25 protein-coding genes and 1 tRNA gene are annotated in these 26,763 nt (G+C 60.0%); 17 read left to right on the top strand and 9 right to left on the bottom strand.

Going from position 1 to position 26,763, the window contains the following annotated elements:
* Positions 1-46: 46 nt before the first annotated feature.
* A complete protein-coding gene (ribD, locus tag NW860_RS02570; RefSeq protein ID WP_414512215.1) occupies positions 47-1,168 on the bottom strand; it encodes a bifunctional diaminohydroxyphosphoribosylaminopyrimidine deaminase/5-amino-6-(5-phosphoribosylamino)uracil reductase RibD in 1,122 nt (373 codons plus the stop codon).
* Between the two features lie 127 nt (positions 1,169-1,295).
* Between ribD and NW860_RS02565 the strand changes: the two genes are divergently transcribed.
* Positions 1,296-2,894, top strand: a complete 1,599-nt coding sequence (locus NW860_RS02565) for a glucose-6-phosphate isomerase (protein WP_414396049.1) — start codon at positions 1,296-1,298, stop codon at positions 2,892-2,894.
* Positions 2,895-2,990: 96 nt separating this feature from the next.
* Entirely contained in the window at positions 2,991-4,142 is a 1,152-nt protein-coding gene (locus tag NW860_RS02560; RefSeq protein WP_414512196.1) for a glucose-6-phosphate dehydrogenase assembly protein OpcA, read from the top strand.
* A gap of 146 nt (positions 4,143-4,288) precedes the next feature.
* Here the strand turns inward: NW860_RS02560 and psb35 are convergent, their stop codons facing one another.
* Positions 4,289-4,594: a photosystem II assembly protein Psb35 gene (psb35, locus tag NW860_RS02555; protein ID WP_414405195.1), complete on the bottom strand. Its 306-nt coding sequence runs from the start codon at positions 4,592-4,594 to the stop codon at positions 4,289-4,291.
* 98 nt (positions 4,595-4,692) lie between these two features.
* Positions 4,693-4,911: a chlorophyll a/b-binding protein gene (locus NW860_RS02550; RefSeq protein WP_414396054.1), complete on the bottom strand. Its 219-nt coding sequence runs from the start codon at positions 4,909-4,911 to the stop codon at positions 4,693-4,695.
* 142 nt (positions 4,912-5,053) lie between these two features.
* Here NW860_RS02550 and NW860_RS02545 point away from each other — a divergent pair, with 142 nt between their 5' ends.
* The 5 genes from NW860_RS02545 to tpiA all read left to right on the top strand — a co-directional run bounded on the left by NW860_RS02545 (position 5,054) and on the right by tpiA (position 9,781).
* A complete protein-coding gene (locus NW860_RS02545) occupies positions 5,054-6,343 on the top strand; it encodes a cysteine desulfurase (RefSeq protein ID WP_414512193.1) in 1,290 nt (429 codons plus the stop codon).
* Positions 6,344-7,459, top strand: coding sequence for an aldo/keto reductase (locus NW860_RS02540; protein ID WP_414512191.1), 1,116 nt, complete (start codon positions 6,344-6,346; stop codon positions 7,457-7,459).
* Between the two features lie 98 nt (positions 7,460-7,557).
* Positions 7,558-8,235, top strand: a complete 678-nt coding sequence (locus tag NW860_RS02535) for a hypothetical protein (RefSeq protein ID WP_414396060.1) — start codon at positions 7,558-7,560, stop codon at positions 8,233-8,235.
* A 3-nt stretch (positions 8,236-8,238) separates the two neighbouring features.
* Positions 8,239-8,958: a hypothetical protein gene (locus tag NW860_RS02530; protein ID WP_414512189.1), complete on the top strand. Its 720-nt coding sequence runs from the start codon at positions 8,239-8,241 to the stop codon at positions 8,956-8,958.
* A gap of 58 nt (positions 8,959-9,016) precedes the next feature.
* Positions 9,017-9,781, top strand: coding sequence for a triose-phosphate isomerase (tpiA, locus tag NW860_RS02525; protein WP_414405199.1), 765 nt, complete (start codon positions 9,017-9,019; stop codon positions 9,779-9,781).
* Between the two features lie 5 nt (positions 9,782-9,786).
* Here tpiA and treY read toward each other — a convergent pair whose 3' ends face one another.
* Positions 9,787-12,588: a malto-oligosyltrehalose synthase gene (gene treY / locus NW860_RS02520; protein ID WP_414512186.1), complete on the bottom strand. Its 2,802-nt coding sequence runs from the start codon at positions 12,586-12,588 to the stop codon at positions 9,787-9,789.
* Positions 12,589-13,034: 446 nt separating this feature from the next.
* Between treY and NW860_RS02515 the strand changes: the two genes are divergently transcribed.
* From NW860_RS02515 to NW860_RS02505, 3 genes are all read left to right on the top strand, one after another.
* Entirely contained in the window at positions 13,035-13,673 is a 639-nt protein-coding gene (locus NW860_RS02515; protein WP_414396067.1) for an HD domain-containing protein, read from the top strand.
* 37 nt (positions 13,674-13,710) lie between these two features.
* Complete coding sequence (locus tag NW860_RS02510; RefSeq protein WP_414396069.1) at positions 13,711-14,148, top strand: peroxiredoxin; 438 nt, start codon at positions 13,711-13,713, stop codon at positions 14,146-14,148.
* A 174-nt stretch (positions 14,149-14,322) separates the two neighbouring features.
* Entirely contained in the window at positions 14,323-14,910 is a 588-nt protein-coding gene (locus NW860_RS02505; protein ID WP_414396117.1) for a D-alanyl-D-alanine carboxypeptidase family protein, read from the top strand.
* A gap of 47 nt (positions 14,911-14,957) precedes the next feature.
* Here the strand turns inward: NW860_RS02505 and NW860_RS02500 are convergent.
* Positions 14,958-15,029, bottom strand: a tRNA-Gly gene (locus NW860_RS02500).
* A gap of 137 nt (positions 15,030-15,166) precedes the next feature.
* On the opposite strand from NW860_RS02500, the gene zds reads away from it, so the two are divergent.
* The 3 genes from zds (at position 15,167) to NW860_RS02485 (ending at position 18,900) form a co-directional block, all read left to right on the top strand.
* Positions 15,167-16,624, top strand: a complete 1,458-nt coding sequence (zds, locus tag NW860_RS02495; RefSeq protein WP_414512183.1) for a 9,9'-di-cis-zeta-carotene desaturase — start codon at positions 15,167-15,169, stop codon at positions 16,622-16,624.
* A 130-nt stretch (positions 16,625-16,754) separates the two neighbouring features.
* Positions 16,755-17,702 carry a sugar phosphate nucleotidyltransferase gene (locus NW860_RS02490; RefSeq protein WP_414512181.1) on the top strand — a complete coding sequence of 316 codons (948 nt, stop codon included), beginning with the start codon at positions 16,755-16,757 and terminating at the stop codon, positions 17,700-17,702.
* Between the two features lie 67 nt (positions 17,703-17,769).
* The gene (locus NW860_RS02485) at positions 17,770-18,900 is read left to right on the top strand and encodes a citrate synthase (protein ID WP_414396075.1); all 1,131 of its coding nucleotides are present in this window, start codon (positions 17,770-17,772) and stop codon (positions 18,898-18,900) included.
* 225 nt (positions 18,901-19,125) lie between these two features.
* Here the strand turns inward: NW860_RS02485 and NW860_RS02480 are convergent, their stop codons facing one another.
* The 3 genes from NW860_RS02480 to NW860_RS02470 form a co-directional block, all read right to left on the bottom strand.
* The gene (locus tag NW860_RS02480; protein WP_414512178.1) at positions 19,126-20,103 is read right to left on the bottom strand and encodes a protochlorophyllide reductase; all 978 of its coding nucleotides are present in this window, start codon (positions 20,101-20,103) and stop codon (positions 19,126-19,128) included.
* A gap of 535 nt (positions 20,104-20,638) precedes the next feature.
* Complete coding sequence (locus NW860_RS02475) at positions 20,639-21,934, bottom strand: recombinase family protein (RefSeq protein ID WP_414512176.1); 1,296 nt, start codon at positions 21,932-21,934, stop codon at positions 20,639-20,641.
* 98 nt (positions 21,935-22,032) lie between these two features.
* The gene (locus NW860_RS02470; RefSeq protein ID WP_414396080.1) at positions 22,033-23,013 is read right to left on the bottom strand and encodes a 30S ribosomal protein S1; all 981 of its coding nucleotides are present in this window, start codon (positions 23,011-23,013) and stop codon (positions 22,033-22,035) included.
* Between the two features lie 210 nt (positions 23,014-23,223).
* Between NW860_RS02470 and obgE the strand changes: the two genes are divergently transcribed.
* The 4 genes from obgE (at position 23,224) to NW860_RS02450 (ending at position 26,062) form a co-directional block, all read left to right on the top strand.
* The gene (gene obgE / locus NW860_RS02465; RefSeq protein ID WP_414396118.1) at positions 23,224-24,363 is read left to right on the top strand and encodes a GTPase ObgE; all 1,140 of its coding nucleotides are present in this window, start codon (positions 23,224-23,226) and stop codon (positions 24,361-24,363) included.
* The gene (locus tag NW860_RS02460) at positions 24,317-24,673 is read left to right on the top strand and encodes a hypothetical protein (RefSeq protein WP_414396082.1); all 357 of its coding nucleotides are present in this window, start codon (positions 24,317-24,319) and stop codon (positions 24,671-24,673) included. Before obgE ends, NW860_RS02460 begins: the two co-directional genes overlap by 47 nt.
* Positions 24,674-24,682: 9 nt before the next feature.
* Entirely contained in the window at positions 24,683-25,378 is a 696-nt protein-coding gene (locus NW860_RS02455) for an L-threonylcarbamoyladenylate synthase (protein WP_414396083.1), read from the top strand.
* 69 nt (positions 25,379-25,447) lie between these two features.
* Entirely contained in the window at positions 25,448-26,062 is a 615-nt protein-coding gene (locus tag NW860_RS02450) for a PAP/fibrillin family protein (protein WP_414512173.1), read from the top strand.
* Between the two features lie 22 nt (positions 26,063-26,084).
* Here the strand turns inward: NW860_RS02450 and NW860_RS02445 are convergent, their stop codons facing one another.
* Positions 26,085-26,714 (bottom strand): hypothetical protein, encoded by a 630-nt coding sequence (locus NW860_RS02445; protein ID WP_414512171.1) that lies wholly within the window; start codon positions 26,712-26,714, stop codon positions 26,085-26,087.
* Positions 26,715-26,763: the final 49 nt, after the last annotated feature.

The following is a 26,763-nucleotide window of genomic DNA, read 5'->3' as shown; positions in this document are numbered from 1 at the left end:
GCTGCTGCTTACCTACCATGGGCAGGAGGCCAAGGGGTCCCAAGCCTCAGGAAGAAGCTAACCCTGCCTCAGCGGCCAGAGGGAAGGGAGCCAGCTTCCCGCTAATTAGCCAGTTGTCTCCCAAGGTCTGCAGTTGCGGCTCCAGCAGTTGCCAGCTCTGGTTGACCTCAGGGATCCCTTCCCCTTCTACGGGAGTTGGTGCGTTGGCCCCTCCCAGGATCTTGGGAGCGATGAAGGCGGCCACCTTCTGAATGGCCCCATCCTTGAGGGCTGCCCAGGCCAGGGTGCCGCCGCATTCCCAGAGGGCGCTCAGACAGCCTCGTTCAAAGAGAACCTGCGCTGCTCGAGCCGGGGTTACTCGATCCAGGTGCAGCAGCTCCACCCCTTGCCTGGCCAGGGCTCCCCAGAGGGGATGGGCCTCAGTGGCTTCGGTAATCACCAAAGTTGGCGCCTCCTCCACTTGCCACAGGTGGGCCACTGGGGGGAGGTTAAGGGAGCGGCTGAGAACCACCCGCAGAGGCTGGGATCCCTGAAAATCCGGTAGGCGGCAGGTGAGGCGGGGGTTGTCGTGCCAAACGGTTTGGGAGCCAACGATCACGGCGTCGTGCCAGGCCCGCTGGCGGTAAACCCACTCTCGTGCCAAGGGGTTGCTGATCCACTGGCTGTGGCCAGTGGTGGCCGCGCTCTTGCCGTCTAGGGTCATGGCGTATTTGAGCAGGCCAAAACACTGCTTTCGCACAATGGCAAAGGCAAAGCCCTCGTTGAGCTCTTGGCAGTCCTGCTCCAGCACCCCCACTGTCACCTCGACTCCTGCCTCTTGCAGGCGACGGATCCCTTTGCCGGCTACCAGCGGATTGGGATCCTGCATCCCCACCACCACCCGCCGGATCCCAGCCGCCAGAATGGCCTCAGTACAAGGGGGGGTGCGCCCATAGTGGTTGCAGGGCTCGAGGTTAACGTAGAGGGTGGCGCCCTTGGCCAGGGATCCCGCCTGCTGCAGAGCCAAGACCTCGGCGTGGGGCTGGCCGGCTCCCAGATGAACACCTTCCCCCACCACCTGATCCCCCCGGACAATAACGCAGGCTACCCGCGGGTTAGGGGAGGGGCGCTGTGGTGTCGAGCGGGCCAAGGAGAGGCAGCGTTCCATCCACTGCCGGTCGGCGTCCAGGTTCATGGGAGGCGCTTTCGGGGAGCACTTTAGCAGGCGGTGTTTTGGATCCTAGCTGCTTCTTGGCAGGGAGCCGGCTGCGGCACGGCTTTGGTAAGCTGGTTACGGCTTTGGCGGCAGGGATCCCATGGACAGCCTTCAACTTTGGCAGCGCTACTGCGATTGGCTCTACTACCATCCCGAGCTGGAAATTTTTGTGGATATCAGCCGCATCCGTTTTACCCCTGCCCAAGTGGAGGCGCTGCGGCCTCTCTTTGCCCGGGCTTTTGCTGAAATGCAGGCCTTAGAAGCCGGGGCCATTGCCAACCCGGACGAAGGTCGCCAGGTGGGCCACTATTGGCTGCGGGCGCCGGAGCTGGCTCCCACTGCCGAAATCCGGCAGGCAATTCAAGACTGCGTTGAACAGGTGGAGAGCTTTGCCAAAAAGATCCACGGCGGCGTGATCCCGGCAAGTGGAGGAGGGCGTTTCACCGAGCTGCTCTGGATTGGCATTGGCGGCTCGGCCCTGGGGCCGCAATTTGTGGCGGAGGCCTTGGCTCCGCTGCAGCCGCCCTTGAACATCCACTTCATCGACAATACGGATCCCGACGGGTTTGATCGGGTGCTGGGACGGCTAGCAGGCAAACTGGGACAGACCCTGGTGGTTGTCGCCTCCAAATCCGGTAGCACGCCCGAGTCGCGCAACGGCTTGGTGGAGGTGGCGCTGGCTTACCAGAAGGCCGGGATCCCCTTTGCCAGCCAGGCAGTAGCCGTTACCGGTCCCGGCAGCCAATTGGAGCAGCAGGCGCAGCGGGAAGGGTGGCTGGCGGTCTTCCCCATCTTCGACTGGGTGGGGGGACGCACGTCAGAAACTTCGGCAGTAGGCCTGTTGCCGGCAGCGTTGCAGGGGATCGACATCCGGGCTTTGCTGGCCGGGGCCGCCACCATGGACGAGGCCACCCGCGTACCCCAGCTGGAGCGCAACCCCGCTGCCCTCTTGGCCATGGCTTGGTACATCGTCGGCGAGGGGCGGGGGCGCAAGGATATGGTGGTTTTACCCTACAAAGACCGCCTGGCCCTGTTTAGCCGCTACCTGCAGCAGTTGGTGATGGAGTCCCTAGGCAAGTCCCACGACCTGCAGGGCAACCTGGTGGAGCAGGGCCTCACCGTCTACGGCCACAAGGGCACCACCGATCAGCACGCCTACGTGCAGCAGTTGCGGGAGGGCTTGAACAACTTCTTCGTAACCTTCATCGAGGTGCTCCAGGATCGCGAGCCCGGGATCCCTTCCCCCTTCGTAGAGCCACTGGTAACCAGCGGCGACTACCTGGATGGCCTACTGCAGGGCACCCGCCAGGCCCTCTACGAAAACGGGCGCGACTCCATCACGGTGACGCTGCCGCGGGTGGATGCCCGCTCCGTGGGGGCCCTGATTGCCCTCTACGAACGGGCAGTGGGCCTCTACGCCTCCTTGATCCAGGTCAACGCCTATCACCAGCCGGGGGTGGAAGCCGGCAAGAAAGCGGCTAGCGCCGTCCTGCAGCTCCAGCGTCAGGTGCTGGAGGTGATGCAAGAGCAAAAGGGATCCCTGACCCTAACTCAGTTGGCAGAAAAACTGGGCTGCCCGGAGCGCATCGAAACGCTGTACTGGATTGTGCGGCATCTACACGCCAATGGCCGCGGTTTGGTGCTTGTGGGGGATCCTGGCCGACCCTTGGAGCTGAGCATCCAGCCGCGTCTGGCCTGAGGGTTTACCTGAAGATCTGTACCTTACCTTAAACCCCTCCTGCGCAGCCGGCCTGTCTGCCTAGAATCAAGCAAGAGCCCACTGCAGGAGGAGACGATGGACCAACCTGCTGCCGTCCTGCCTTTGCAAGCCCCAAAAGACGTCTCTCTGGAGGAAATCGAGCAGGAGCTAAACAAAATCTGGTCCTCCAAGGAAGAGAGCGTTGCCGCCCGGGCTGCCACCTTTACCCTGGTGGTGTATGAGTCGCTAGACGATGCCCTGCTGCTGCCTTCCCCCACCGTCGAGGCCATTGCTAGCCAAAACCCCTGCCGCGTCATTGACCTGCGGGCCAAACGGGAGGGAGCCACAGACGACACCCTCGAGGCCCAGGTAGCTGCCTACTGTCCGGTGACGCGCGAACAGCGCAGCTCGCTGGTGTGTTGCGAATACATCACCCTGAAGGCACCGGAATCGGCTCTTGTGCGGGCTTGCAGCACCGTCGCCTCGCTGTTGATCCCCAACTTGCCCACCTTCCTGTGGTGGCAAGGCAACCTGGACTTGAACAGCTTGCTGTTTCAGAAGTTGGTGGCTCTAAGCAGCCGCGTCATCGTCGACTCCCGGGGCTTTGTCAATCCCGAGGAAGACTTGCAGGAGATGAATCTTCTCGTCAGCGAGGGACACCACTGCGGGGATCTCAACTGGCGCCGGCTGCTGCCCTGGCAGGAACTCACTGCCCAAGCCTTCGACCCGCCAGAGCGGCGGGAGTCTTTGTACTGGATAGATCAGGTAACCATTGACTACAAAGCCGGCAACCCCTGCCAGGCCCTCCTTTTCCTGAGCTGGCTGGCCAGCCGTCTGGGGTGGACGCCCACCGAGCGAGCGCAGAGCCGGGAACAGGACTATGAGATTGACCTCATCCGCTTCCAAACTCAAGCTGGAGGTGAGGTGAAGGCAGAGTTGGCCGCCGTACCCCTGGTCTCGGAGACTAGCCAGCCGGGGGACCTCATTGGGCTGCGCCTCACCTCGAGCAACCAGGAAGCCAACGCCTGCACCGTGCTTTGTTCGGAAACCACCGGCTGCATGCGCATGGAAGCCAGGGGAGGTGCCCAGAGATGCGTGGTTCGCCAGGTGGCACCCCTGGAGCAGGATTCCTTGGAAACGCTGCTGGCTGCCGAGTTGCAGCGGCCTGGCCCTGACTATCTTTACGAAGAAACCCTAGGCGTGGCGGCCCAGATCCTCAAGTTGAGCAAAAGCGCAGCAACGAGGTAGAGTCTTGAGCCTGCTTGAAGAAAATCGGTCTTGGGGAGACGGACCCGTTTTATGTTCAAGCTCTACCCAACCCACCGCTTGGCCAACGAAAGCCTTGGCTGCTCAGGACGTCCCAAGAGACCTGCTCAAGAAATCCGGGCCGGCTGTTAGCGCAGGCCTAGGACAGAGGCCAGCACACTGTGGCCCACTAGTGCTTCCACTGCGATGCTAATGGCAAACCCCAGCATGGCCAGCCGCCCGTTCCAGCGCTCAGCTTGCTCCGTCCAGCCAATTTCCCATGCCGGTGGAGCTTCGCCCTCTTGCCCATACTGCGGCACATAGGGTGGACGAACAGCACCCTCCCAGCCTGCAGGGCGCTTGGAGTTAAAGAACGCTATCGAACCCAGGGCAACGGCAGCCACTAGGCCTGTTACCATCACAGCGATGTAGGGGAGGAAGGGGTTGTCAAGCATTGCTGTCTAGTGTCGAAGTGCTAAGCCAACAAGCTGGCTGGAGAAGAACTGGGATCCTAGCAGCCCGCCGCCGCTTTCTCCAGCTTGCCTTGCCAGAGCTACCGCAGTCCCAGCCACTGGGCGAGGGTGCTGGCGAAAACACTGTGGCCCACTAGCGCCTCGGTGGCGATGCTGATGACAAAACCCACCATAGCCAGGCGGCCATTCCAGCGCTCCGCCTGCTCCGTCCAGCCCGGGATCCAGTCGTTGGTGGTGTCGTAGTACTTAGCTACGGAAGCAGAATCCAGGCGAGAAGGGATCCGGGGAGAGGGTTGCATGGTTAATACCTCATAACCTTTCTCAAAGAAAATTAACATCAAATTACAGTTTGTGACAACTCTCTTCTGCCGGCAAGGGAGAGTTTTCGGGGTGGATCCTAGAGCGATGCCATACTGAGGGAGGTAGGCTTCTGCGCAGACTATGGCGGTATCCTCTCTTTCTTCCCCCAAGCTGGACCAGGCTTTTGACGCTGCTGCCGACCTAGCTGCCCAGGTGCGGCCGGATTTTCCAATCCTGCAGCGCCAAATCAACGGCCAGCCGCTCATCTACTTCGACAATGCGGCCACTTCCCAGAAGCCGCTGGCGGTTTTGCAGGCCATGGACCTCTACTATCGGCACAGCAACGCCAACGTGCACCGGGGGGTGCATACCCTGGGCAATGAAGCCACTGAGGCCTATGAGGGGGCGCGGGAGAAGATTGCCCGCTTTGTCAATGCGCCCTCCCCGCAGGAGATCATCTACACCCGCAACGCCAGCGAGGCCATTAACTTGGTGGCCTACAGCTGGGGCATGAGCACCCTAGAGCGGGGAGATGAGATCATCCTGTCGGTGATGGAGCACCACAGCAATTTGATCCCGTGGCAATTCGTGGCTCAGAAGACGGGGGCCTGCCTTAGGTTTATCCAGATCACGCCCGAAGGCGAGCTGGATCTGGAGCACTACCGCTCTCTACTGGGCAATCGCACCCGCCTAGTGGCGGTAGCTCACGTCTCCAACATGCTGGGATCCATCAACCCGGTTCGGGAGGTGATTGAGTTAGCCCATCGCTACGGGGCTAGGGTGTTGCTGGATGCCTGCCAGAGTGTGCCCCACATGCCCGTGGACGTGCAGGCCCTGGATTGCGATTGGCTGGCCTTTTCTGGGCACAAGATGTGCGGCCCCACTGGGATTGGGGTGCTCTACGGCAAGCGGGAGCTGCTGCGGGCCATGCCGCCCTTTTTGGGTGGGGGCGAGATGATTGCTGAGGTGTACTGGGATCACGCCACCTACGCCGATATCCCCCACAAGTTTGAGGCGGGCACGCCGGCCATCGCCCAAGCGGTGGGTTTGGGGGCAGCCGTAGACTACTTGAGCCAGATTGGGCTAGAGCGCGTGCATGCCCATGAGCAAAAGTTAACCGCTCGCCTCCTGGAGGGGCTCCAGCGCATTCCAGGCCTGAAGATCTATGGCCCCAAGGATCCGGCGCGCCGGGCAGGACTGGTCAGCTTTTCAGCGGAGGGCATCCACCCCCACGACCTGTCTACGCTGCTGGATGAGCAGGGGATCGCCATCCGAGCTGGCCACCACTGCACCCAGCCGCTGCACCGCCACTTGCAGGTGCAGTCAACAGCGCGGGCCAGCGTTTACCTCTACAACACCCTGGCCGAGGTGGATCGCTTCCTCGAGGTGCTGGCAGAGGCAGTGGCGTTTTTCAGGGAGGCCTTGGGCTAGATGCTCTACCGCCGCTTTGGACGCACCCAGCAGCTTATGTCGGCTTTTTCCCTGGGCAGCATGCGGCTGGTCAACGTGCCGCCGGAGCAGGCGCAGGCCACGGTGGCAGCGGCGCTGGAGGCAGGGATCAACCACCTGGAAACGGCGCAGGCCTACGGCCATGCAGAGGTGCTCTTGGGGGAGATCCTGCAGAAGCTGGCAGTGCCGCGGCAGCGCCTGATCCTGACCACCAAGCTTACGCCCGGCGAGAGGCTGCGGGAACGACTAGAGGGATCCCTGCGGCGGCTGCAGGTGGAGTATCTGGATCAGTTTGCCTTCCATGGCATCAACCTGCCCGAACACCTGGAGTGGGTACTGCGGGAAGGGTTGCCGCTGCTCAGGCAGGCGCAGCAGGAGGGGCTGGTGCGCTACATCGGCTTTTCCACCCATGGATCCCTGAAGCTAATCCTAGAGGCCATCCAGACCGGCCAGTTTGACTTTGTTAATTTGCACTACCACTTTTTCCAGCAGCGCAATGCACCGGCCCTAGAGGCGGCGGCCCAGCAGGATATGGGGGTGTTCATCATCTCCCCCGCCGACAAGGGGGGAATGCTCTACCGCCCACCCCAGCGCCTGCAGGAGAGCTGTGCGCCCTTTAGCCCCTTGGAGTTTGCCTACCGCTTTTTGCTGGCGGATCCCCGCATCCACACCCTCAGCCTAGGCATCACCCATCCTGACGAGTTACAAACAGCCCTGGTGGCCCTGCAGGATCCGGAGCGCTGGTGGACGGAGGGCCTAGTGGTGCAGGAGCGGCTGCGGCAGGTAGAGCAAGAACGCCTGGGGTCCAGCCGCTGTGCCCAGTGCTATGCCTGCCTACCCTGTCCAGAAGGGATCCACATCCCAGAGGTGCTGCGGCTGCGCAACTTGGCCATTGCCCACGAGATGACGGAGTTTGCCCAGTATCGCTACAACATGTTTGGCCAGGCGGGGCACTGGTTCCCGGGAGTACCTGCTGACCGCTGCACCGAGTGCGGCGACTGTCTGCCTCGCTGTCCCGAGCACCTGCCGATCCCAGACTTGTTGGCTGAAACCCACCGCCTTTTGCACCGCTCTCCCATTCGGCGGCTGTGGGAGTGAAGAAAATGGGCCACCTGCTGTCTGACCCCGGAAACTTGCCCCAGAGCCTCTCTGCCTCATTCTAAGATGGGGTCTGGTTCTTTCGAGGATCCCGGTGCATGTTGTTGGAGCTTACCCCAGAAGAGTGCGAGTCGGTGATCCCGCTAGTGCCTACGCGGCTCCAGTACGCCGCTTACTGGAGCGATGCCCTCAACAGCGTAGGCCGGATCATTACGGCGATTTTGGTGGGCGTAGCGCTGCTGGTGCTGTCTCGCGCTTTTGGCGAGGGATCCTTCCTGGGGGCAGTCTCCTTTCTGGCAGGGTTTCTCTCGTTGCTCTACCCCTTCCTGTGGGGGCCCCTCTACACCATCTCCCGCCGGCAGATGGCTTTTCGCGAGATCCCTTACGGAGGGCTCTTTTTTGGCCAGGTCTTGAGCACCCGCCGCTACGAGGTGGTGGTGGAAGAGCGGAAAAAGCTGGATGAGGACGGGGAGCTCTACATCGAGGAGGTGCGAGAGCGCCAGTTTGAGATGGAAATTGGCGATGAAACAGGGGTTACTTACCGCGTGCGGGCTAGGGACGATCCCCGCTACCGGCGAATTGTTAAGAAACAATCGGTGTTGGCGTTGGTGAAAGCCTATTCGCGCGATCTGCGGCGCCGGCCGACTTTGAGCGAAGTCTACGTGGTCAAGCTAGGGGAATGGGTGGGGGATGTTTCCTATTTGGATCGGGAGGCGTTTCTGCAGTTGGCCGATGAGCTGTTGGCGCTCGAGCTAGGCCCGGAGGCAAAAGCCTAAGCGATGTCGGAAGCTGGAATCACCCGCGCGGCTTGGATCGTGGCGGCCTTGGTGGCTTCGGCAGCTCTGGGGCCGTGGCTAGCTCTGCCTTTGGCTGGGATGGTGGCCTTGGGGATTGTCGAACAGGTGGCCTTTGGGGGGCGGCTGTCGGGGTTGCTGGGCGCGCTCCTGGATTGGGCTTCTCCAGCCTATCGGCAGCGGGTCATCCGCCACGAGGCGGGACACATTTTGGTGGCTCACCTGCTGGGGATCCCCTTGCGCGGCTACGTGCTCAGCCCTTGGCAAGCCTTTCGACGGGGGATCCCGGGCTACGGCGGAGTGGAGCTGGATCCGGCCCCCATGCACACCTGGGAAGCCCAGGGGGGCATCTCCTGGGCAAATCTGGAGCGCTACGGCCTGTTTTGGATGGCAGGGGCTGCCGCAGAGTCTCTGCACTATGGCCAAGTGGTGGGGGATGAGGAGGATAGGCAACAGTTGGCTAAGCTCCTGTCAGGGATCCGGGCTGCCCCGCCTTTGGCCTCTGCTGCTCAAGTGAGGGTTCAAATGAACCGCTTCTTGCGCCAGAGCCGGGCATTGTTGCAAGCCCACCCTGAAGCCTATGCCGTTGCCGTCCAGCACCTGGAGCGGGGCTCCCCTTTGCAAGACTGCCTAGCTGCTATAGCAGCCAGCTTGGAAGAGCGCCGCCAGCAAGCTCCTCCGCCCTCTTTTGGAACCGCTTGCTGATACACTCGAAATCGGGATTCCCCGTTGGGATCGTTGTGTCGCTTAGGGAGGATCTATCTTGCGTCCCATCCTCATCGCGGGCAACTGGAAAATGCACAAAACCCAAGTGGAGGCCCGCCAGTTTCTCCGCGAGTTTGGCCCAGCCCTGCAAGCGTCGTCTTCAGGGGTGATGCCGCAGCGGCAGATCATCCTGTGCGTGCCCTTTACAGACCTGGCCGTGGTGGCAGAAGAAACGCGGGGATCCGGCATAGCTGTGGGAGCGCAAAACCTGCATTGGGAGGATCAAGGGGCGTTTACGGGAGAGATCTCCGGCCCCATGCTGGTAGAGCTGGGGGTGCGCTACGTTATCGTTGGCCACAGCGAGCGACGGCAGTACTTTGGCGAAACGGATGAAACCGTCAACCGGCGCTTGGCGGCGGCCCAGCGGCATGGGCTCACCCCTATCCTCTGTGTGGGGGAAAGCTTGCAGCAGCGGGAACAGGGGCTAACCGAGTCTTGGATTGTGGGACAGTTGGATCGCGCCTTGACAGGGATCAATCTGCAAAACCTTGTGATTGCCTACGAGCCAATCTGGGCCATTGGCACGGGAAAAACCTGTGCAGCCGCTGAGGCCAACCGCGTCATTGGCCTTATTCGCCAGCATCTGGGCGCTGACCATCTACCCATCCTCTACGGTGGCTCGGTCAAAGCCAGCAATATCGACGAGCTGATGGCCCAGCCGCAGATTGATGGCGTACTGGTGGGGGGTGCTAGCCTCGATCCCCAAGAGTTTGCCCGCATTGTCAACTTCCAGGCCCTGACTCCTGCGGCAGCGGCTCCCTAGGCTCCTCAGCGAGATTGCCCCCATAGCAGAGCCACGGGGAAAGACTTGAGGACGGCCCCCACGGGCAAGCTGTCGCCACCAGGGATCTCTTCCTGGGTTAAGCCATTCACCCAGTCCAGCCGCTTCCAGCGCGGCAGTTGAATTTCCGTATCTTTCCAAACCGATTCCCCCAGGGGATCTTGAGTTTCGTCAATTAAGGAAGTTAAAAAGCGGGGTGCCACCACCAGTATGACTTGTTTATCGTGCTGACGGGCAAAGGCTATAACGTGGTTGGCATAGGAGCCGCTCACCTGTAGAGGAATATAACTGCCTTCCAGAAACAGCTGCGGCTGTTTCTGACGGGCCCTGAGCACCAGGTGGATAAGAAACAGCTTAATGCGGCCATCGTGGCGGTGGAGCAGAAGATCTTGGATAAGTTGCAGGGGATCCTGCTTGATCCGCCGCTGGATTTCTTCGAGGTAAGCTAGGCGACGGGAAAAGTCCACAGGTCGACGATTGTCGGGATCCACCATGCTGAGATCCCACAGCTCCGTGCCCTGATAGATATCCGGGATCCCAGGGCTAGTGAGCTTCAGCAGAGTTTGAGAGAGAGAGTTAAAGATGCCAAAGTGGGCAATTTTGCGCTGAAAGGGCAGGAAAGACTCCAAGAAGGGGCTTGAGGGCTGCAGAATCTGATCGATGAAAGCAAGGGTAGCTTCTTCGTATTCGGTGTCGGGGCGAAGCCAGGCAGTATGGACTTTAGCTTCCCGAACCGCTTTAATGGCGTAGTCTTTAACTCGCTGGACAAAGGTCGGAACTTCCTCTGGTTGAAAAGGATAGGAGCCGATCAAAGTCTGATAGAGAAAATACTCATCGTTGCGATCTGGCAGCTCCGAACGCTTGGCTTGCTTGCGGTAAACTTTATAGCCAACATTGAGCTCGTGCCAGAGGTTAATATGTCTCTCCCACTCGGCGGGTATTTCGGAGAGTACGTTCAGGCGGGCCCGCACATCCTCGCCGCGCTTGGTGTCGTGGGTGGAAGAGGCATTTAGGGTCAAAGGCCACTGGGCTGCTCGTTCTTGGTTAAAGCGATGGAACTCCTGGATAGAAATGCCAAAACGACACAGATCGCTGCCTACCTCGTTTAGGGATAGCAGCCTATTGTAAACGTAGAAGGCCGTGTCCTCTACCCCTTTGGCCATGAGAGGGCCGGCCAACTGTTGCAGCCGCATGGCAAAGTAGATTTGCTCGTTCTTCTCCTCCTCCGAGATGTTTTCGGGGAACTCAAGACAGAGAAAGCGCTGTAGGAAATTCAGCTCGTTGACTAAGATGGGCAGGTTCTCCTTAGCTTTCTCTACAGCTTGGCGGATAGCCTGCTGACCTTCTGGGCTGAGAACCCCTTCATGGATGTAGACTCGGTAAACTGGGAAACACACCAAAACCTCTGCCAGAGCTCGGCGCAAGCTGTAGAGAGTAAAGTCGTTGGCATAGCGGTGATGGCTGGTAATTCGCTTAAGCAAAAAGGCAAGGTTGTCCATATCCCCCGCTAGGTTGCGCTCAATGATTAGGCGTTTTTTGTCTTCGATTACCTGTTCGGGAGACTGCCTTAGATCGGTAAAGTTCTGATATAGCCTTTCAAACGCCTCCTCGTTCTCAGAGCAGCAAAAGAGGCCGTTCAGCTTAGCCAGGAAGTCATAACCTGTTGTGCCCTGTACCGGCCACTGAGGAGGCAGCTTCTCGTCAGGCCCCAGTATTTTTTCTACAACGATGTAGAGATCTGGACAGCGCTCACGGAGGCGATGGAGATATTCCTCCGGGTTAAATAGGCCATCAATATGGTCAATGCGCAAGCCCGTAAAGCGCCCTTGCTCTGCAAGCTTAAAGATGAGCTGGTGCGTTTTGCGAAAGACCTCCCGGTCTTCTACCCGCAGCGAGATCAAGTCATTGATGGTAAAGAAGCGACGGTAGTTGATCTCTTCAGCACCTACCTTCCAGAAGGAAAGGCGGAAGTTTTGCCGTGCCAAGAGACTGTCCAGCAAGTCAAAGCTTGAGGGATCTCCTGGCTTGCCATTAAAGATGGCAATGTTCTCATCAAAAAAGCTTTGAATATGCGGGCTGGAGGTATAAAGCTCCCACAGAGAGTGCTTAGCAAAATTGATTTGGTCAGTGCGCTCTAGGAGGTCTTCTTTGCTAGGAATGAACTTGAGGCTGAAGAGAATTCCCAGTAGCTTGACGTAGTCAGGATGGCTGCGTCCTAGTTTTCGCCTCAGCTTGCCTAAGTTGTAAGTAAAAACATCGGCGTAGGTGTCGATATTGAGAGGAAACCTCAAGTTGAAGTAGTTAATGCTAAGGCCATCGGCATCGTAACGAAGCTGGATTTGTCCGGACTCTAAGCATTTGTTGTAGAAATCTCCCAGAAAGGGTGCCAAAATTCTGCCCTTGATGCCAAGGTAGGAGTGATCCCAGTCAACATCAAAGTAATCGATAAAGTCTGAGTTGGGGCCGCTTTCCAGCACATCCATTAACATTCGATTTTGGCCATCATAGGCCATGTGATTGGGAACAATGTCTTGGATCCAGCCAATTCCCTGCTGGTGGAGAGTTTCCCATAGAACTTCAAATTTTTCGATCCCTCCCAGTTCGCAGTTGATCTGGGTGGGATCCACCACGTCGTAGCCGTGGGTACTGCCTTTGCGAGCCTGAAAGATGGGAGAGGCGTACAGATCGCTAACACCCAGCAACTTTAGGTAGGGAACGATTTGCCGTGCTGCCTCGAAGTCAAAACCGGCGTGAAACTGGATGCGATAGGTGCAAGTCGGGATCCGCATGGTGACCTCTAACTAGAAAGGGTTTTTCCAGGTTGACATACTCCCTACAGCTGCAGCTGGCTTCTAGGCAGCAGCTAGCAGAGCCTTGGAGCTGCCAATGAGTCCCGAGCTTGTCTCTAAGCCGTCATGGCCTTCTGACAGTAGCATGCTGTCCCATTTTCAGGCTCTACCCGACACAACCTCAGCCAGCGCCGTTTGCAGCTGCAAGGCCAATTGGGAGGGGAGGCTATCTTGCCTCCAAAACAGAGCTGCTGCTGAGCGGCAATGGGGATTTCCCGCCAGCCCTCAAGTAGAGGTGGCCGCCTACCAGCCAAATCACTCCGAGCTCCTTCGCCTAGCAGTACACTTGGCAGGGGGCTGGGATCTGAACCTCTGAGGTTCCGACCAGGTGCTAACGATCCCCGCCCCATCTCCTCAACTTACCAACCCCGACTGGAGAGAGACCGATGTCCACCCACTTGACGCCGCGGTTTGCCGAGGCCATGCGCTACGCCTACCGATGGCACGCTGCTCAAACTCGCAAGGGAACCAGGATCCCTTACCTCAGCCATCTGTTGGCCGTAGCCTCCATTGCCCTAGAGTACGGTGCCGATGAGGATGAGGCCATTGCTGCTTTGCTCCACGACAGCCTGGAAGATGGCCCCCGCTATAGCGGCGAGCCACGGGCCCAGATTGAACAGCAACTGCGGGAGCGCTTTGGAGAACGAGTGCTGCAGATCATCTTAGGGTGTACGGATACTGAAAGCGATAGCTCCCGGGGCGAGCCCAAAGAAAACTGGAAGGAGCGGAAAACGGCCTACCTGAAGCATTTGGAAACCGCAGACGCTTCGGTTCTGCTGGTGGCTGCCGCTGACAAGCTGCACAACGCCCGCTGCCTCCTACGGGACTTTCGCCAGCTAGGGGATCAGCTTTGGGAGCGCTTCTCCGGCGGTAAGGAGGGATCCCTATGGTACTACCGCTCGCTGGCGGAGATCCTGGGACGACGGCTACCTTCGGGGTTAGCTGCGGAGCTCCAGGAAGTGGTGGCCGAGTTGCAACGGACAGCCGAGCCGAATCCGGCGCTTGACAGGGAGGAGGGGGGCTGAAGAAAATGCTGAGGGCAGTCCTATAGGTCACCCGTCTATGGTTCTTGCGGTCGGTACCCCTGCTCCTGGCTTTAACACCGTCGACGCCCACGGCAACCCGGTTTCCCTAGCCGATTTTGCTGGGAAAACGGTGATTCTTTACTTTTACCCCAAAGATGACACCCCTGGCTGCACCAAAGAGGCCTGCGGCTTCCGTGACGCCTACGCGGACTATCAGAGCAAAGACTTGGTGGTGCTGGGGGTAAGCATGGACGACCAAGCTTCCCACAAGAAGTTTGCCGAAAAGTACAACTTGCCCTTCCCTCTCTTGGTGGATAGCGACGGCGCAATTGCTCGCGCCTACGATGTGGACGGAGGCGGCTATGCCAAGCGAGTAACCTACGTCATTGATGGCGAGGGCAAAATTGCTAAGGTCTACCAAAACATTAATACGGAAACTCACGCCCGCGATATCTTGGCGGACTTGGGCCCGTGAGGAGGCTGAACCTGAGGGCTTGCCTCCCAGCCTTTGGGTATGAACGACGACATTCCAGTTGCGCGTCGCTACCCTCCCCCTCCAGCAAAAGCGCAAGGCTCCTCAGGTCCCTGGAGGCTGGGCTTAAGGCTAGGTCTAGCCTTGCTTACGCTGCTGCTCTCAACGGTGTGGGCAGTGGGCGGGTTGCCAGGATCAAAGGAAAGAAGAGAACCCCTGGCGCAAAATCTCTCTGTTTCTCAGCAAGGAGAGGGCAGGCCCTCTCTGCTGGGCCACTATGCCTATGCTGAAGCTCCGCCAGAGACCCTCCAGGTAGTGGGCTATTACCACGGGCGCGAGGTGCGCCTGCGCCACGCCGCTGCCGAGAGCTACCGGCGAATGAGCGCAGCGGCTCTAGCCGACGGGATCCGCCTTGTCCCCATCTCTGGGTTTCGCTCGATAGCAGAGCAGGAGGCTTTGTTTTTTCAAGTAGCCCAAGCGCGGGCTCTGCGGCCAGGAGAACGGGCTGCAGTCAGCGCTCCCCCGGGATATAGCGAGCATCACACCGGCTACGCTATCGACATTGGGGATGCCCAGTTTCCGCAGTGGGATCTCCAGGAGGCTTTTGAAAAGACTCCTGCCTTCCGCTGGCTGGAGAAGAACGCTGCTCGTTTTGGCTTTGAGCTGTCCTTTCCCCGCAGCAACCCCCAAGGAGTAAGCTACGAGCCCTGGCACTGGCGCTTTGTGGGCGACCGCCACAGCCTAGAGACCTTCTACAAGCGCTAGGCGACTCCTCTCTTCGTTTGGTAGAGGAGCTGGGGGAATGTTCAAGAAGCGGATGACGCGATTCGAACGCGCGACCTTCTCGTTGGCAACGAGAAGCTCTACCACTGAGCTACATCCGCACTAGCTAGTAGTGTATCGTGACAAACTTTGCCGCTGTCTGTCAAGGGGAGAAGTGGGCGGCATTTTGTTCCAGAATGGGAGCAGTTCATCTTTCTTTGCAGTTGCGTCAGCCCCTAGCGGGGCCTAGGAAATCGCGATGCGGGTAGCCATTATTGGAGCAGGGTTGGCCGGCTTGGCAACGGGGGTTTACTTGGCTGAGGCGGGCCATGAAGTGCAGATCTACGAGGCGCGGCCCTTTGCCGGCGGCAAGGTGGGATCCTGGCAGGATGCCGAGGGCAACCACATTGAGATGGGATTGCACGTTTTTTTCTGCAACTACAGCAACCTGTTTGCCCTGATGAAAAAGGTGGGGGCCTACGAGAATCTGCTGCCCAAGCAGCACGTCCACACTTTTGTCAGCCGCGGCGGGCGGGTGGCCAGCCTCGATTTTCGCTTTCCCCTAGGAGCGCCCTTCAATGGCCTCAAAGCTTTTTTTACCACCAACCAGCTCTCCTGGGCCGATAAACTGCGCAACGCCTTGGCGCTAGGCACTAGCCCCTTGATTCGCGGCCTGCTGGACTACGAAGGGGCAATGCAACAGATTCGCGCTTTGGATCGGGTAAGCTTTGCCGAGTGGTTCCGCCAGCACGGCGGGTCTGAGGGTAGCCTGAAGCGGATGTGGAACCCCATTGCCTATGCCCTGGGCTTCATCGACACGGAGCAGATTTCTGCTCGCTGCATGCTGACCATCTTTCAGATGTTTGCCAGCAAAACAGACGCCTCTAAGCTCAATTTCCTCAAGGGATCCCCGGACAATTACCTTACCCAACCCATCGTCCGCTACCTGCAAGCCCGCGGCGGTCAGGTTCATACCCGGCGGGGGGTTAGCCGCATTGAAGTCAGCGACTCCCCCCCCTACGCGGTAACCGGCCTGGTTTTGGCCAACGGCGAGCGCGTGGAGGCGGATGTGTATGTATGTGCAACGGCGGTAGAAGGGGCAAAACGCCTGATCCCCCAGGTGTGGCGGCAGTGGCCCCAGTTCGACAACCTCTACAAGCTGGACTCGGTGCCGGTTGCCACGGTGCAGTTGCGCTTCGACGGCTGGGTGACGGAGCTAAATCCCCGGGGCCAAGCCAAACGCGCCGTCGACTACCCCCAGCCGCTTGGCATCGACAACCTCCTCTACACTGCCGATGCCGATTTCTCCTGCTTTGCCGATCTCGCCCTCACCAGCCCTGCTGACTACTACAAACCCGGCCAGGGATCCCTGCTGCAATGCGTGCTTACGCCCGGGGATCCCTTTATCTCCATGTCCAACGAGGCCATTGCCCAGCACGTGCTGCACCAAGTGCATGAGCTCTTTCCCTCCTCGCGGCAACTGAACCTGACCTGGTACAGCGTGGTCAAGCTGGCCCACTCCCTCTACCGCGAGGCGCCAGGCATGGAGCCCTATCGGCCGCAGCAGAAAACTCCCGTGCCCAACTTCTTCCTTGCCGGCAGCTACACCGCCCAGGACTACATCGACAGCATGGAAGGAGCCACCCTCTCTGGCCAGTTGGCTGCCCAGGCCATCCTGGCCGCCTGCCGGGATCCCCAGCCGTCGCCGCCAGCCTAGCGGGCCTTCGCTGCCCAGCAGAACAGCGGCAAAGGGGGGCTCTCCCTGCCTCTGGCTCAGCCAGTTGGCTCTGGCAAGCCGGATCCTTTTCCCCTACCATCTAGGCTGGGAAAATGGGTTGGGGACAGCTATGCAGGCGGTAATTCTGGCAGGGGGGCAGGGAACTCGCTTACGGCCTTTGACCCTATGGCAGCCAAAGCCGTTGCTGCCCCTGTTGGAGGTACCTTTTTTGCACTGGCTCATTGGCCGCTGCCGTCGAGCTGGCTTGACGGACATCCTGTTGAGTGTTGGGTACTTGGGCAGGCAAATCGAGGCTGCCCTAGGAGATGGCGCTGCCTGGGGGGTAAAGCTTCGCTACATCGTCGAGGAAACACCGCTGGATACGGCAGGGGCTTTGGTGTTGGCCCAGCCCTATTTCAGCGGGGATCCCTTGGTGGTCTTCAACGCCGATATCCTCACCGATCTGGATCTGGCGGCATTGGTGCGCTGCCATTTGCAGAGCGGGGCTGTTGCCACCCTTACCCTTGCCCGCGTCGAGGACATCACCGCCTACGGCCTGGTGGAAGTGGGGGAAGGCGGCCGGATCCAATCCTTTCGGGAAAAGCCCACCCCTGCCGAAGCCCTCACCCTGACCACCAACACCATCAACGCCGGCACCTATGTCCTCGATCCAGCCATCTTCAAGGACTACCCCAGCGGGAATCCCCTCAGCTTTGAGCGGCGCGTCTTCCCCGACCTGCTCCAGCAAGGGCAGCGGCTGCAAGCCTACCTGCACACGGGCTACTGGCGGGATCTGGGCACGCCGGCCAGCTACTACCAGGGTCAACTGGATATTCTCCTAGGCCGGATGAGGGATTTTCCGCTCGAGGATGTGGAAGAACGGGCGCCCGGGATCTGGGTTCACAAGACGGCTGAGGTCCACCCTGCTGCCCAACTGCACGCCCCTTGCTACATCGGCGCCTATACCCGCCTGGGGCCCCAAGCCCAGATCCCTGCTGGCACTATCCTGGGCAGCTACAGTTGGGTCAATGGCCCCCTGCAGCCAGGGGCTTACGGGCCAGGCCTCCTCGTGGTTTAATGTAGCGGATAGCAAGCAAAGTAGCGCCCTTGTTCTCTCGTTTTGGGGAGCACATAGGCATCCAGCTATGGCGGAATACAGGCCTGGGCTAGAGGGCGTTCCGGCCACGCGATCCAACATTAGCTTTGTCGACGGCCAGGCAGGGATCCTGGAATACCGCGGCATCCCCATTGAGGAGCTAGCGGCCCACAGTACCTTTCTGGAGACAGCTTATTTGCTGATTTTTGGCAAGCTGCCCACCCAGTCGGAGCTGGACAACTTTGATCAGGCTGTCCGCAGCCATCGGCGGGTCAAGTACCGCATCCGCGACATGATTAAGTCGTTTCCCGACTCGGGCCATCCGATGGATGCCCTACAGACCTGTGTCGCCAGCCTGGGCATGTTCTACCCGGTGCAGGAGGCAGATCCCGACTACGTCTTTGTCACGGTTACCCGCCTGCTGGCCAAGCTGCCGACGATGGTGGCCATGTTTCACCAGATGCGGCAGGGCAACGATCCCATTCCCCCTGACGACAGCCTGGATCATGCCGCCAATTTCCTCTACATGCTCTCAGGCAAAAAGCCAGATCCCTGGCTAGCTCGCGTTTTCGATACCTGTCTCATCCTGCACGCCGAGCACACGGTTAACGCTTCAACCTTTGCCCTTTTGGTGAGCGCCTCGACCCTGGCTAGCCCCTACAGCAGCCTGGCCACAGCGGTGGGCACCCTTTCGGGGTTGCTGCACGGCGGGGCCAACCAAGAGGTAATGAAGCTGTTGCGGCAGATTGGCTCAGTGGAGAACGTCCGCCCGTTTATTGAAGAAAAGCTGGCTAGAAAAGAGCGGATTATGGGCATGGGGCACCGCGTCTACAAAGTGAAGGATCCGCGGGCCATCATCCTGCAAAAGCTTGCCGAGGAGCTGTTCGAGCGCCACGGCCACGATAAGTACTACGACATTGCCCTGGAGGTAGAGCGGGTGTGTGCAGAGCTGCTGGGACCTAAGGGCATCTACCCCAACGTGGACTTCTACTCAGGCTTGGTCTACGCCAAGCTGGGGATCCCAGAGGATTTGTTTACACCGGTGTTTGCCATTGCCCGGGTAGCCGGTTGGCTGGCCCATTGGCGGGAGCAGTTGGCGGATAATCGCCTCTTTCGCCCCACCCAGGTCTACACCGGCAAGCGCCAGCAGCGCTACATCCCCATTTCGGAGCGGAGCTAAGGTTAACCCCGTTGGACAGGGTGCGAAGATCCCCTGGCTCGCGTCGGGCTGGCTTTGGCCAAGATCCCTTGCCCCTGCGGGACCCGAGGTCCTCCAGATCCACCTTGAGGATCCAAGGGCATAGGTGCCAAGCCCGACAAGGGTGCTGGGGTTGCGATCCCCAAAAGTTGGGGGTGTAGACTACGCAACCAATTGGCCAGCGGTGGTTCCTAGAAACTGGCAAAGCTAGAGGGCTGCCAACTGGGGCACACCCACCAGTTTCTCGCTCAGCTCCCAGAGCAACTTGGCTTTGGCCTCATCCTTGGCTTCGTCAGAAACCTCCTGGTTAAAGGGCTTGGCATGCTTCCGTTGCCGGTTGCCCCAGCTCCAGTAGAATCCCGACTGGCGAAATTCGGGATCGGCCACCACCTGCGCCACCCGCTCGCCGGCCAGCTCCTGGGAGACATAGCCACCGGTGATGTATTTTTGAAACCAGGGGAAAAGCTTTTGGAACAAGGGATAGTGATGGCGGAAGAGGCCGCTTTCCGCCACACAGCCGGGGTAAAGGGAGAGAAAGGTGATGCCGGTGCTCTCGTGGAAGCGGCGGTGCAGCTCCCGCATGGTGATGATGTTGCAAACTTTGCTGTCTTTGTAGGCCTTGACGGGATCGAACTTGCCGCCGTCGGCCATGCTGATGGGTTCCTTAAAGCCCTGGGCAAAGCCCCGCAGATCCCCCAGGTGAGGTTGGGGTGGGATCTTGCCTCCCAGCTCTTTGGGGTTGTGGGTAACCGTTCCTAAGATTACCAGCCGCCGATCCGGGTAAGGGGAGCGCTTGAGATCCTCCAGCATCAGGTGGCAGAGGAGGAAATGTCCTAGGTGGTTGGTGGCCATGGTTAGCTCATAGCCCTCGGGGCTGCGCAGGGGCTGCTTGAGCAGGGGCATGTAGATGGCGGCGTTGCACACCAGGGCATCCAGAGAACGGCCCGACTGACGGAACTGCTCGACAAACTGCCGAACACTGGCCAGGCTGGCCAGATCAATTGGCATCAGGCTGTAGCTCCCCTCTGGGATCCCCACCTGCTGGGCCATCCGCCGGCCCTTGTCCAGATCCCGACAGGCCATGACCACGTGCCAGCCCCGCTTGGCCAAAGCCAAGGAGGCATACAGGCCAACGCCTGAGGAAGCACCAGTAATCACGACGGTGGGTTGCATTTGTCCTTCCATATCCAACTCCTAGACGGTTTCCTGAGGGGGGATCCCTCAGATCCCTGCAGGATCCATCTTGGAGTGGAAAGGGGCCTAGACAAGGAATTGATAAGGTTTGCGACGCTTTTCCGGGCCATTCCCTTCATTTTTAGATACAAGCTCGGCCTTGCCAGCTCAGGTAGATCCAGGTGGCCAAAGCCGCACCGCTGTTGCGAACGAGGACTAAAGAAGGCCGCTAGGGCTTCCCAGCACAATGGGCAACCTCGCCAACGCACCTTCTACCTTGACGTGGGTTAGCTAAGCTCGTAGGCGAGCAGGTACGTTTCTTCGGGTAGGCATTTTGCCTAGGCTAAAGTTGGCTCCGCCTTTGGCCTGCGTGCTCGCTCAAGAGCAAGGAGCAACTACCGTCAGCTCGACGGGAAGTGACGCCTGTGGAGATCCCTCTAGTGGGGTAGTGGAGGTGAACTCTGCTGCTAGCTATGGGTCGTGGAAGCAGGAAGAAAGCCTCAACCTGGAGCACAAGTCCGCTTTTGTCCGGGGTTGTAGAAGTCTTTCAGAGCGGATCAAAGGCAAAGGTAATCTGCACAGCCCCCGTGGAATCCACCTCAACCTTGCGCAGGACTTCCCGCAGGTAGGCGCGGCGCTCGCTTTCGCTGAGATCCTGCCAGAAGGGCAGGATGGAGAGGGTTTGGACGGTCTGGGTGAGGTTGGCAGGGGGGAGCTGCTCTAGCTTTTGGGCCAAGCGGGCTGTCTCTGCTCGCAACTGGTAGCAGCGCTGGGCTAGCGAGGGCTCGTCCAGCAGGCCGGCTTGTCGCAGCTCTTCCAGTTGCCGCAGCCGCTCGGCGTTGGCCTGGAGTTGGGCCTGGAGCTGTTGGCGAGTTTGGGCTAGAGCCTGCCGATCCAGCGTCTGGAGCCGTTGGGGCAACTGCTCACAGACCTGTCGAATCACCTCCTGCAGGACTTCAGCGTAGCGGAGGCTATAGCGGCAGGTTTGGCAGCGCAGGTAGAGGTAAGAAGAGCCGTTCCTTTTGCCCTTGCTGGGGGTTGTTTGCACAATGCGTAGCAGGCTGCCACAGGCCCGGCAGTGGACGAGTCCGGCCAAGGCGCGGGAGGCGCTGGCGCTGCGGCGCGGGATCCCTTGGTTGCGTTTCAGCCAGCGATCGATCTGGGCGGCTTCGGTGCGGCTGAGGAGAGCTGGGTGAGTATCGCGCAGAACAGTACCGTCGGCGTAGGCCAGATCCCCCCGGTAGACCGGGTTGAGCAGCCAGTTGCGCCCGGTGGCTACTGAGATGCGCTTGTGGTGCTTCTCCGCAATGAAGCGCACCGCCTGCCGCAGAGATCCGTAGAGGAGAAAGTGCCGGAAAAAATCCTGAACAATGGGGGCCTGGCGGCAATCCGGGATATAGCGACCCCCTTCGCGGCGGTAGCCAAAGGGAGGCGGCCCGGGGGGAGGCTTGCCTGCCAGACGGCTTTGAGCCTGGCTTTGACGGCGACGGCGGCTTTGCAGGTGATGGGGAACCTCAGCTAGCAGCGGGATCCACTCGCCAGCAGTGCTAGGGGTTTGTAGGCCATCTGCCCTGACCAGGCTAAGGCGGACCCCAGCCTGTTGGATTTGCAGCAGCCGCCCGTGCACCTCATCCAGCTGGTCCCCCAAATCCGCCAGGCGCACCAGCAGCACCTGCTGCACCGAGCCACTGGCCACGCCCTGCAGCAGCTCCTCCAGGTAGGTACGGGATCCCCAGTCGTGCCAGAGAGGATCAGCCCCGTGGGCTTTTAGCCAAGCCAGCTCCTCTTCTGGCCAAGGAGCATAGGCCGGCGTGTAGAGGTAGCCGCAGACGCCCCTGGACAAATCTCCTGCCACCGCCGCTGCCCTCCTGCTCGCCTGCCCCCCTGCGATCCCAGGTGAAGGCCGCGACGGCCAGGCCAGCGTGCCTCAGGCCGCCTGCCCTATTCCGCTGCTGTTGCCGCATATTCCAGCTCTTCTTCTGCCACCCTCAAGGGTGCCTCCTCGACCTGTTCCGCCTGTCCTTGCTTGGCAGCCCGCAGTTGCTCGCGGTACTTGGCTGCCATTTCCTCGGCTTTCTCGTAAACCAGCTTGGGATCCCGCAGCATATCGCCGGGATTGGGCTCCAGCTGCTTAGTTGATAGCGAGATCCGGCCCCGCTCCGCGTCTAGGTCGATGATCATCACCTTCACTTCGTCGTTGACGTTAAAGACGCTGTGGGGTGTGTCGACGTGCTCGTGGGAGATCTCGGAAATGTGCAGCAAGCCGGAAACGCCGCCAATGTCAATGAAAGCACCGTAGGGCTTGATGCCGCGCACCGTGCCAACCACCACCTCGCCCACCTCTAGCTTGTTCATCTTCCGCTCCACTAAAGCCCGGCGATGGCTCAACACCAAGCGGTTGCGGTCTTCGTCCACCTCGAGAAACTTCAAGGGCAGCTCCTCGCCCACTAGCTCTTCCTTGGGCTTGCGGGTGCTGATGTGGGAGCCGGGGATAAAACCGCGCAGCCCCTCGATGCGCACCAGGGCGCCCCCGCGGTTGGTGGCAAAAATGGTGGCCCGCACCGTGGCATCCTCTTTTTGGAGCTGGCGCACCCGTTCCCACGCCCGCATGTACTCAATGCGGCGGATGGAGAGGGTCAGCTGCCCCTCCTCGTTCTCTTCAGTGAGGATGAAGAACTCGCGCGTCTCTCCGGGCTGGAGTACCTCGTGGGGATCTTCCACCCGGCTGATAGACATCTCCTGCAGCGGCAAGAAGGCAGCGGTTTTGGCCCCAATGTCGATTAACGCGCCACCCGGTTCCACCGAAAATACTGTGCCGGTTACAATTTCGCCGGGGCTGAAGCGATAGTCGTACTTGTCCAGGAGAGCGGCAAAGTCCTCGGTGGTAAAACCCACGTCGGCAGCAGCGGTAACTCGAGTCATAGGGGCTTACTAGCAGAGCAGTTGCGCAAGTTCAAACCACAGCCAGACCTAGACTAGGAGAAGGCATGGGCATGCCTCCACCTTCACACCCAAAAGGGTAGGTCCTGGAAACACTATCCTAGCTCAAGGAAGAAGCTTTTGTAGCAAATTTCCTCGCCCTCCTGCCAAGCTAGTAAGAAAGTGGCCCAGGGAGCGTTAGGAGAAAGGCAGTTGCATTTCATTGACCAGGTGGAGATTGAGGTGCAGGGGGGAAATGGGGGGGATGGCATTGTGGCCTTCCGCCGCGAGAAGTACGTGCCTGCCGGCGGACCCTCGGGCGGCAATGGGGGGCGGGGCGGCTCGGTGATCCTAGTGGCAGATCCGGGGCTGCAGACTTTGCTGGACTTTCGCTTCCAGCCAGTCATCAAAGCCGAAAACGGCTCAAAAGGAGGACCCAACCAGCGCACGGGGGCCAGCGGGGCGGATCGGCTGGTGCGGGTGCCCTGTGGCACGATGGTGTTCAACGCGGAAACGGGCGAGCTCCTTGGAGATCTGGTGCAGCCAGGGGATCAGCTGCTGGTGGCCCGGGGCGGCAAAGGGGGCTTGGGCAACGCCCACTTCTTGAGCAACCACGATCGCGCCCCCCGCCGTTTTACTAGGGGCCAACCGGGGGAGCGGGTGCGGCTGCGCCTGGAGCTGAAGCTCATTGCTGAAGTGGGGATCGTCGGCCTGCCTAACGCCGGCAAGTCAACCTTGATTTCCGTGATCTCCTCCGCCCGGCCTAAGATTGCGGATTACCCCTTCACCACGCTACAGCCCAATTTGGGGGTGGTGCCCCATCCCTCGGGCGATGGGGTGGTGTTTGCCGATATTCCCGGCCTCATTGAGGGAGCCCACCGAGGGGTGGGACTGGGGCATGACTTTTTGCGCCATGTGGAGCGCACGCGGCTGCTGATTCATTTGGTGGACGGCACGGTGGCCGATCCTGTCAGGGCTTACCAAGTTGTGCAGCAGGAGTTGCGCGCCTACGGCCACGGGCTCATCGACAAGCCGCAGATTGTGGTTTTAAACAAAATCGACGCCCTCGAGCCGCAGGAGGTTGTCGAGCGCACCCAGCGGCTTGCAACCGCCGTCGGCGCTCCAGTCTTGGCCATCTCGGCAGTGGCCAGGCAGGGTTTGGATGCTCTCCTGCAGCGAGTGTGGCAGAGTCTGGGCCGGGATCCAGAGCCCCCTCGACCTGGGGGCAAGATCCAGCTAGCGGCGCCTCAAGAGAAGCCTAGAATAGGAGTGCCCCCGCTTCCCCCAAGCCCAGAGATGAGTGGCTATGTACGTCTCCGAGGAGGATCTGCCACCCGACTTGCGCCAGATTAAGCGGGCCGTTGAGCAGGCGACGCAGGCAAGGGCAGGATCCTGTCTGGAGCTGGCAATGCTGCTGCGCCTGTTGGAAGATCTGCACCGCACCATTTTGGAGGGAGCCTTCCAAGAAGCTTTGCCCAACACCCGGCAAGAGCTCTATCAAGTACTTCAAGAACTAGAGGAGGCAGGTGACTGGCCCTACCTGCCGCGTTTGCACATCCAGGCCCTGATGCAGCAGCTCAAAGACTGGCCGCAGAGCTCCCTGTCGGTGCCGCCCACCCCTCGTCCTGTGGTGGAGGTCTCGGAAAGCCGTTCTGAGTCTTGACGTTTTCTGATGGCCGAATACTTCAAGCTCCATCCCCAACACCCCCAGCCCCGCTCCATCCAGCGCATTGCAGCCGCGCTCCGCGAGGGGGCGGTCATGCTTTATCCCACCGACACGGTCTATGCCATCGGCTGCGATGTCACTCACAAGCAGGCAGTGGAGCGGGTGCGGCACATCAAGCGGCTTTCTAACGACAAGCCTCTTACCTTTCTGTGCCCTTCGCTTTCCCAGATTGCTCAGTATGCCCAGGTGAGCGATCCCGCCTATCGGCTGATGCGGCGGCTGATCCCTGGCCCGTTTACGTTTTTGTTGCCAGCCACCAAGCTGGTGCCTCGGTTGGTGATGGATCCCAAGCGAAAGACCACTGGCATCCGCGTGCCCGATTCGGCCATCTGTCAGGCGCTGTTGGCCGAGTTGGGTAACCCCATCGTCTCCACCTCGGCCAAGCTGGGCAGGGATCCCATCGGCTCGTTGGAGGTGGGCTTTGATCCGGCAGCGGATTGGGAGGAAGGGGGAATCTTTACCGCCGAGGAAATGCGCCAGTTGGAGAAGCAAGTGGATCTGATAGTGGATGACGAGGCTCCCTATCGGGCCCAGGTCTCGACCGTCATCGATCTCACAGGGCCGGAGCCGCTGCTGGTGCGGGCCGGGCTGGGCTACAAGCAGGTGGCGGATCTGCAGTGGGCAAAAGAGCCGGGCAATTGAGGCACAGACCCTGGGTTTTCCGCCTAGCTGCTTGCTCCTAGAATAGGGTCGTCCTGCCGGTATGGTCCCATGCCTGAAACCTTAGCTGAAAAAAAGTCGGCGCTGTTGCAGCTTTTGGAGACGACCGACCGGGGCCGCAGGGTTTCCCCTAGCCAAAAAAACCAGATTCTGGCTCACATTGCCGCCCTAGAAGTCCTCAACCCTACCCCTAACCCCCTAGCAGCTCCTGAACGGTTGGAGGGGACTTGGCTGAACCTGTTCACCACTAGCGCCGCTTTGTTGCGGCTGGCCCCTTTGCCCCTTTTGACCACCGGCGAGATCTATCAGTGCATTCGAGCCCAAAAGAGCCAAGTCTTTAACGTGGCCGAAATCCAGGGATCCGGCTGGCTGCCGCGGGGGATCTTGGCGGTGGCAGCCCGCTTCTATCCGGCATCGGAACGGCGGGTCAAGGTGCTGTTCGAGCGGCTGCTTGTGGGACTCCAGGCGTTGATGAGCTACGAGATCGAGAGTTTTCTCTATCTGCTCGAACGGGATCCCAACCGGATCCCGGCTATCAAGATGGACCTGGGTTGTCGCAAGCCAACGGGCTGGCTGGATATCACCTATTTGGACGAGGATCTGAGGATTGGCCGTGGCAGCCAAGGGAGTCTCTTCGTGCTCAGGCGGGTGGGCGAAAGTAGCTAGCTGGAGACGCACTACCCCACAGCTAAAGCCGGGGGTCTTCACCTCGCGTTTTCTCGATGAGAGCGAAGCTGATCTCACAGAGGGTCTCCAGGGCCCGGTAGGACGCTTGCAACGCCTGCAACTTCTCTTGGGACTGTTCCAGTTGCCGGGCCCATTCCTCTTGTTGAGAGTGCAGCTTTTGGTTTTCCCATTTTGTGCACTGTAGAAGGCGCTCGAGTTGCTGCTGCCGCTGCTGGAGCTGGGCTTGCTCTGCTTTTGCCTGCTGTAGTTGGATCCCTTGGCGTTCCAATTCTGCCTCCAGGGCAGCAACTTGGGATTGCAGCTGGCGCAGCGCTTGCTCTGGGCTAGGCTTGGGTCGTAGTCGCGGCTGGCCGCCGTGATCGGCAGGATCAAACGGAGATAGAGCTTCTAGCAGCGCTTCTCGGAAGCTGCCCCAAGAGGTCGACTGCAACGCCAGCCGGGCCAGCCACCAAACCCCATAGGCAGCCCCCAGCCCAGCCACTAGGCCAGGGATCCCAGCCAAGGAGAGGGAAACCTTGGGCAGGGTCGGCAGGATCTGATCCAGCAGAGCCACCACCCCGGCGAAGACGAGGAGCCCGCTCCCTGCAGCAGCAGCACTAGAGATCCAAAAGGAGCGGACAAGCTTCGTCATCTGGTAGGCAAGACACTAGCCCTGAGGGACTCATACAACGCCTGCCACC

The organism is Synechococcus sp. F70.1 (genome assembly GCF_047502745.1).
In the GTDB taxonomy this organism is placed as follows: Bacteria; Cyanobacteriota; Cyanobacteriia; order Thermostichales; family Thermostichaceae; genus Thermostichus.
This window is presented reverse-complemented; position numbering and strand designations above follow the sequence as displayed.

What these genes read in the sequence shown, in the direction of transcription:
- NW860_RS02445 (WP_414512171.1), bottom strand. Translation starts at nt 26,714, where the DNA reads ATGACGAAGCTTGTCCGCTCCTTTTGGATCTCTAGTGCTGCTGCTGCA.
- NW860_RS02450 (WP_414512173.1), top strand. Translation starts at nt 25,448, where the DNA reads ATGCCTGAAACCTTAGCTGAAAAAAAGTCGGCGCTGTTGCAGCTTTTG.
- NW860_RS02550 (WP_414396054.1), bottom strand. Translation starts at nt 4,911, where the DNA reads ATGCAACCCTCTCCCCGGATCCCTTCTCGCCTGGATTCTGCTTCCGTA.
- NW860_RS02560 (WP_414512196.1), top strand. Translation starts at nt 2,991, where the DNA reads ATGGACCAACCTGCTGCCGTCCTGCCTTTGCAAGCCCCAAAAGACGTC.
- NW860_RS02540 (WP_414512191.1), top strand. Translation starts at nt 6,344, where the DNA reads ATGCTCTACCGCCGCTTTGGACGCACCCAGCAGCTTATGTCGGCTTTT.
- NW860_RS02455 (WP_414396083.1), top strand. Translation starts at nt 24,683, where the DNA reads ATGGCCGAATACTTCAAGCTCCATCCCCAACACCCCCAGCCCCGCTCC.
- NW860_RS02530 (WP_414512189.1), top strand. Translation starts at nt 8,239, where the DNA reads ATGTCGGAAGCTGGAATCACCCGCGCGGCTTGGATCGTGGCGGCCTTG.
- NW860_RS02490 (WP_414512181.1), top strand. Translation starts at nt 16,755, where the DNA reads ATGCAGGCGGTAATTCTGGCAGGGGGGCAGGGAACTCGCTTACGGCCT.
- NW860_RS02535 (WP_414396060.1), top strand. Translation starts at nt 7,558, where the DNA reads ATGTTGTTGGAGCTTACCCCAGAAGAGTGCGAGTCGGTGATCCCGCTA.
- NW860_RS02515 (WP_414396067.1), top strand. Translation starts at nt 13,035, where the DNA reads ATGTCCACCCACTTGACGCCGCGGTTTGCCGAGGCCATGCGCTACGCC.
- NW860_RS02485 (WP_414396075.1), top strand. Translation starts at nt 17,770, where the DNA reads ATGGCGGAATACAGGCCTGGGCTAGAGGGCGTTCCGGCCACGCGATCC.
- NW860_RS02510 (WP_414396069.1), top strand. Translation starts at nt 13,711, where the DNA reads ATGGTTCTTGCGGTCGGTACCCCTGCTCCTGGCTTTAACACCGTCGAC.
- NW860_RS02480 (WP_414512178.1), bottom strand. Translation starts at nt 20,103, where the DNA reads ATGGAAGGACAAATGCAACCCACCGTCGTGATTACTGGTGCTTCCTCA.
- zds (WP_414512183.1), top strand. Translation starts at nt 15,167, where the DNA reads ATGCGGGTAGCCATTATTGGAGCAGGGTTGGCCGGCTTGGCAACGGGG.
- NW860_RS02565 (WP_414396049.1), top strand. Translation starts at nt 1,296, where the DNA reads ATGGACAGCCTTCAACTTTGGCAGCGCTACTGCGATTGGCTCTACTAC.
- NW860_RS02460 (WP_414396082.1), top strand. Translation starts at nt 24,317, where the DNA reads ATGTACGTCTCCGAGGAGGATCTGCCACCCGACTTGCGCCAGATTAAG.
- NW860_RS02545 (WP_414512193.1), top strand. Translation starts at nt 5,054, where the DNA reads ATGGCGGTATCCTCTCTTTCTTCCCCCAAGCTGGACCAGGCTTTTGAC.
- psb35 (WP_414405195.1), bottom strand. Translation starts at nt 4,594, where the DNA reads ATGCTTGACAACCCCTTCCTCCCCTACATCGCTGTGATGGTAACAGGC.
- treY (WP_414512186.1), bottom strand. Translation starts at nt 12,588, where the DNA reads ATGCGGATCCCGACTTGCACCTATCGCATCCAGTTTCACGCCGGTTTT.
- NW860_RS02470 (WP_414396080.1), bottom strand. Translation starts at nt 23,013, where the DNA reads ATGACTCGAGTTACCGCTGCTGCCGACGTGGGTTTTACCACCGAGGAC.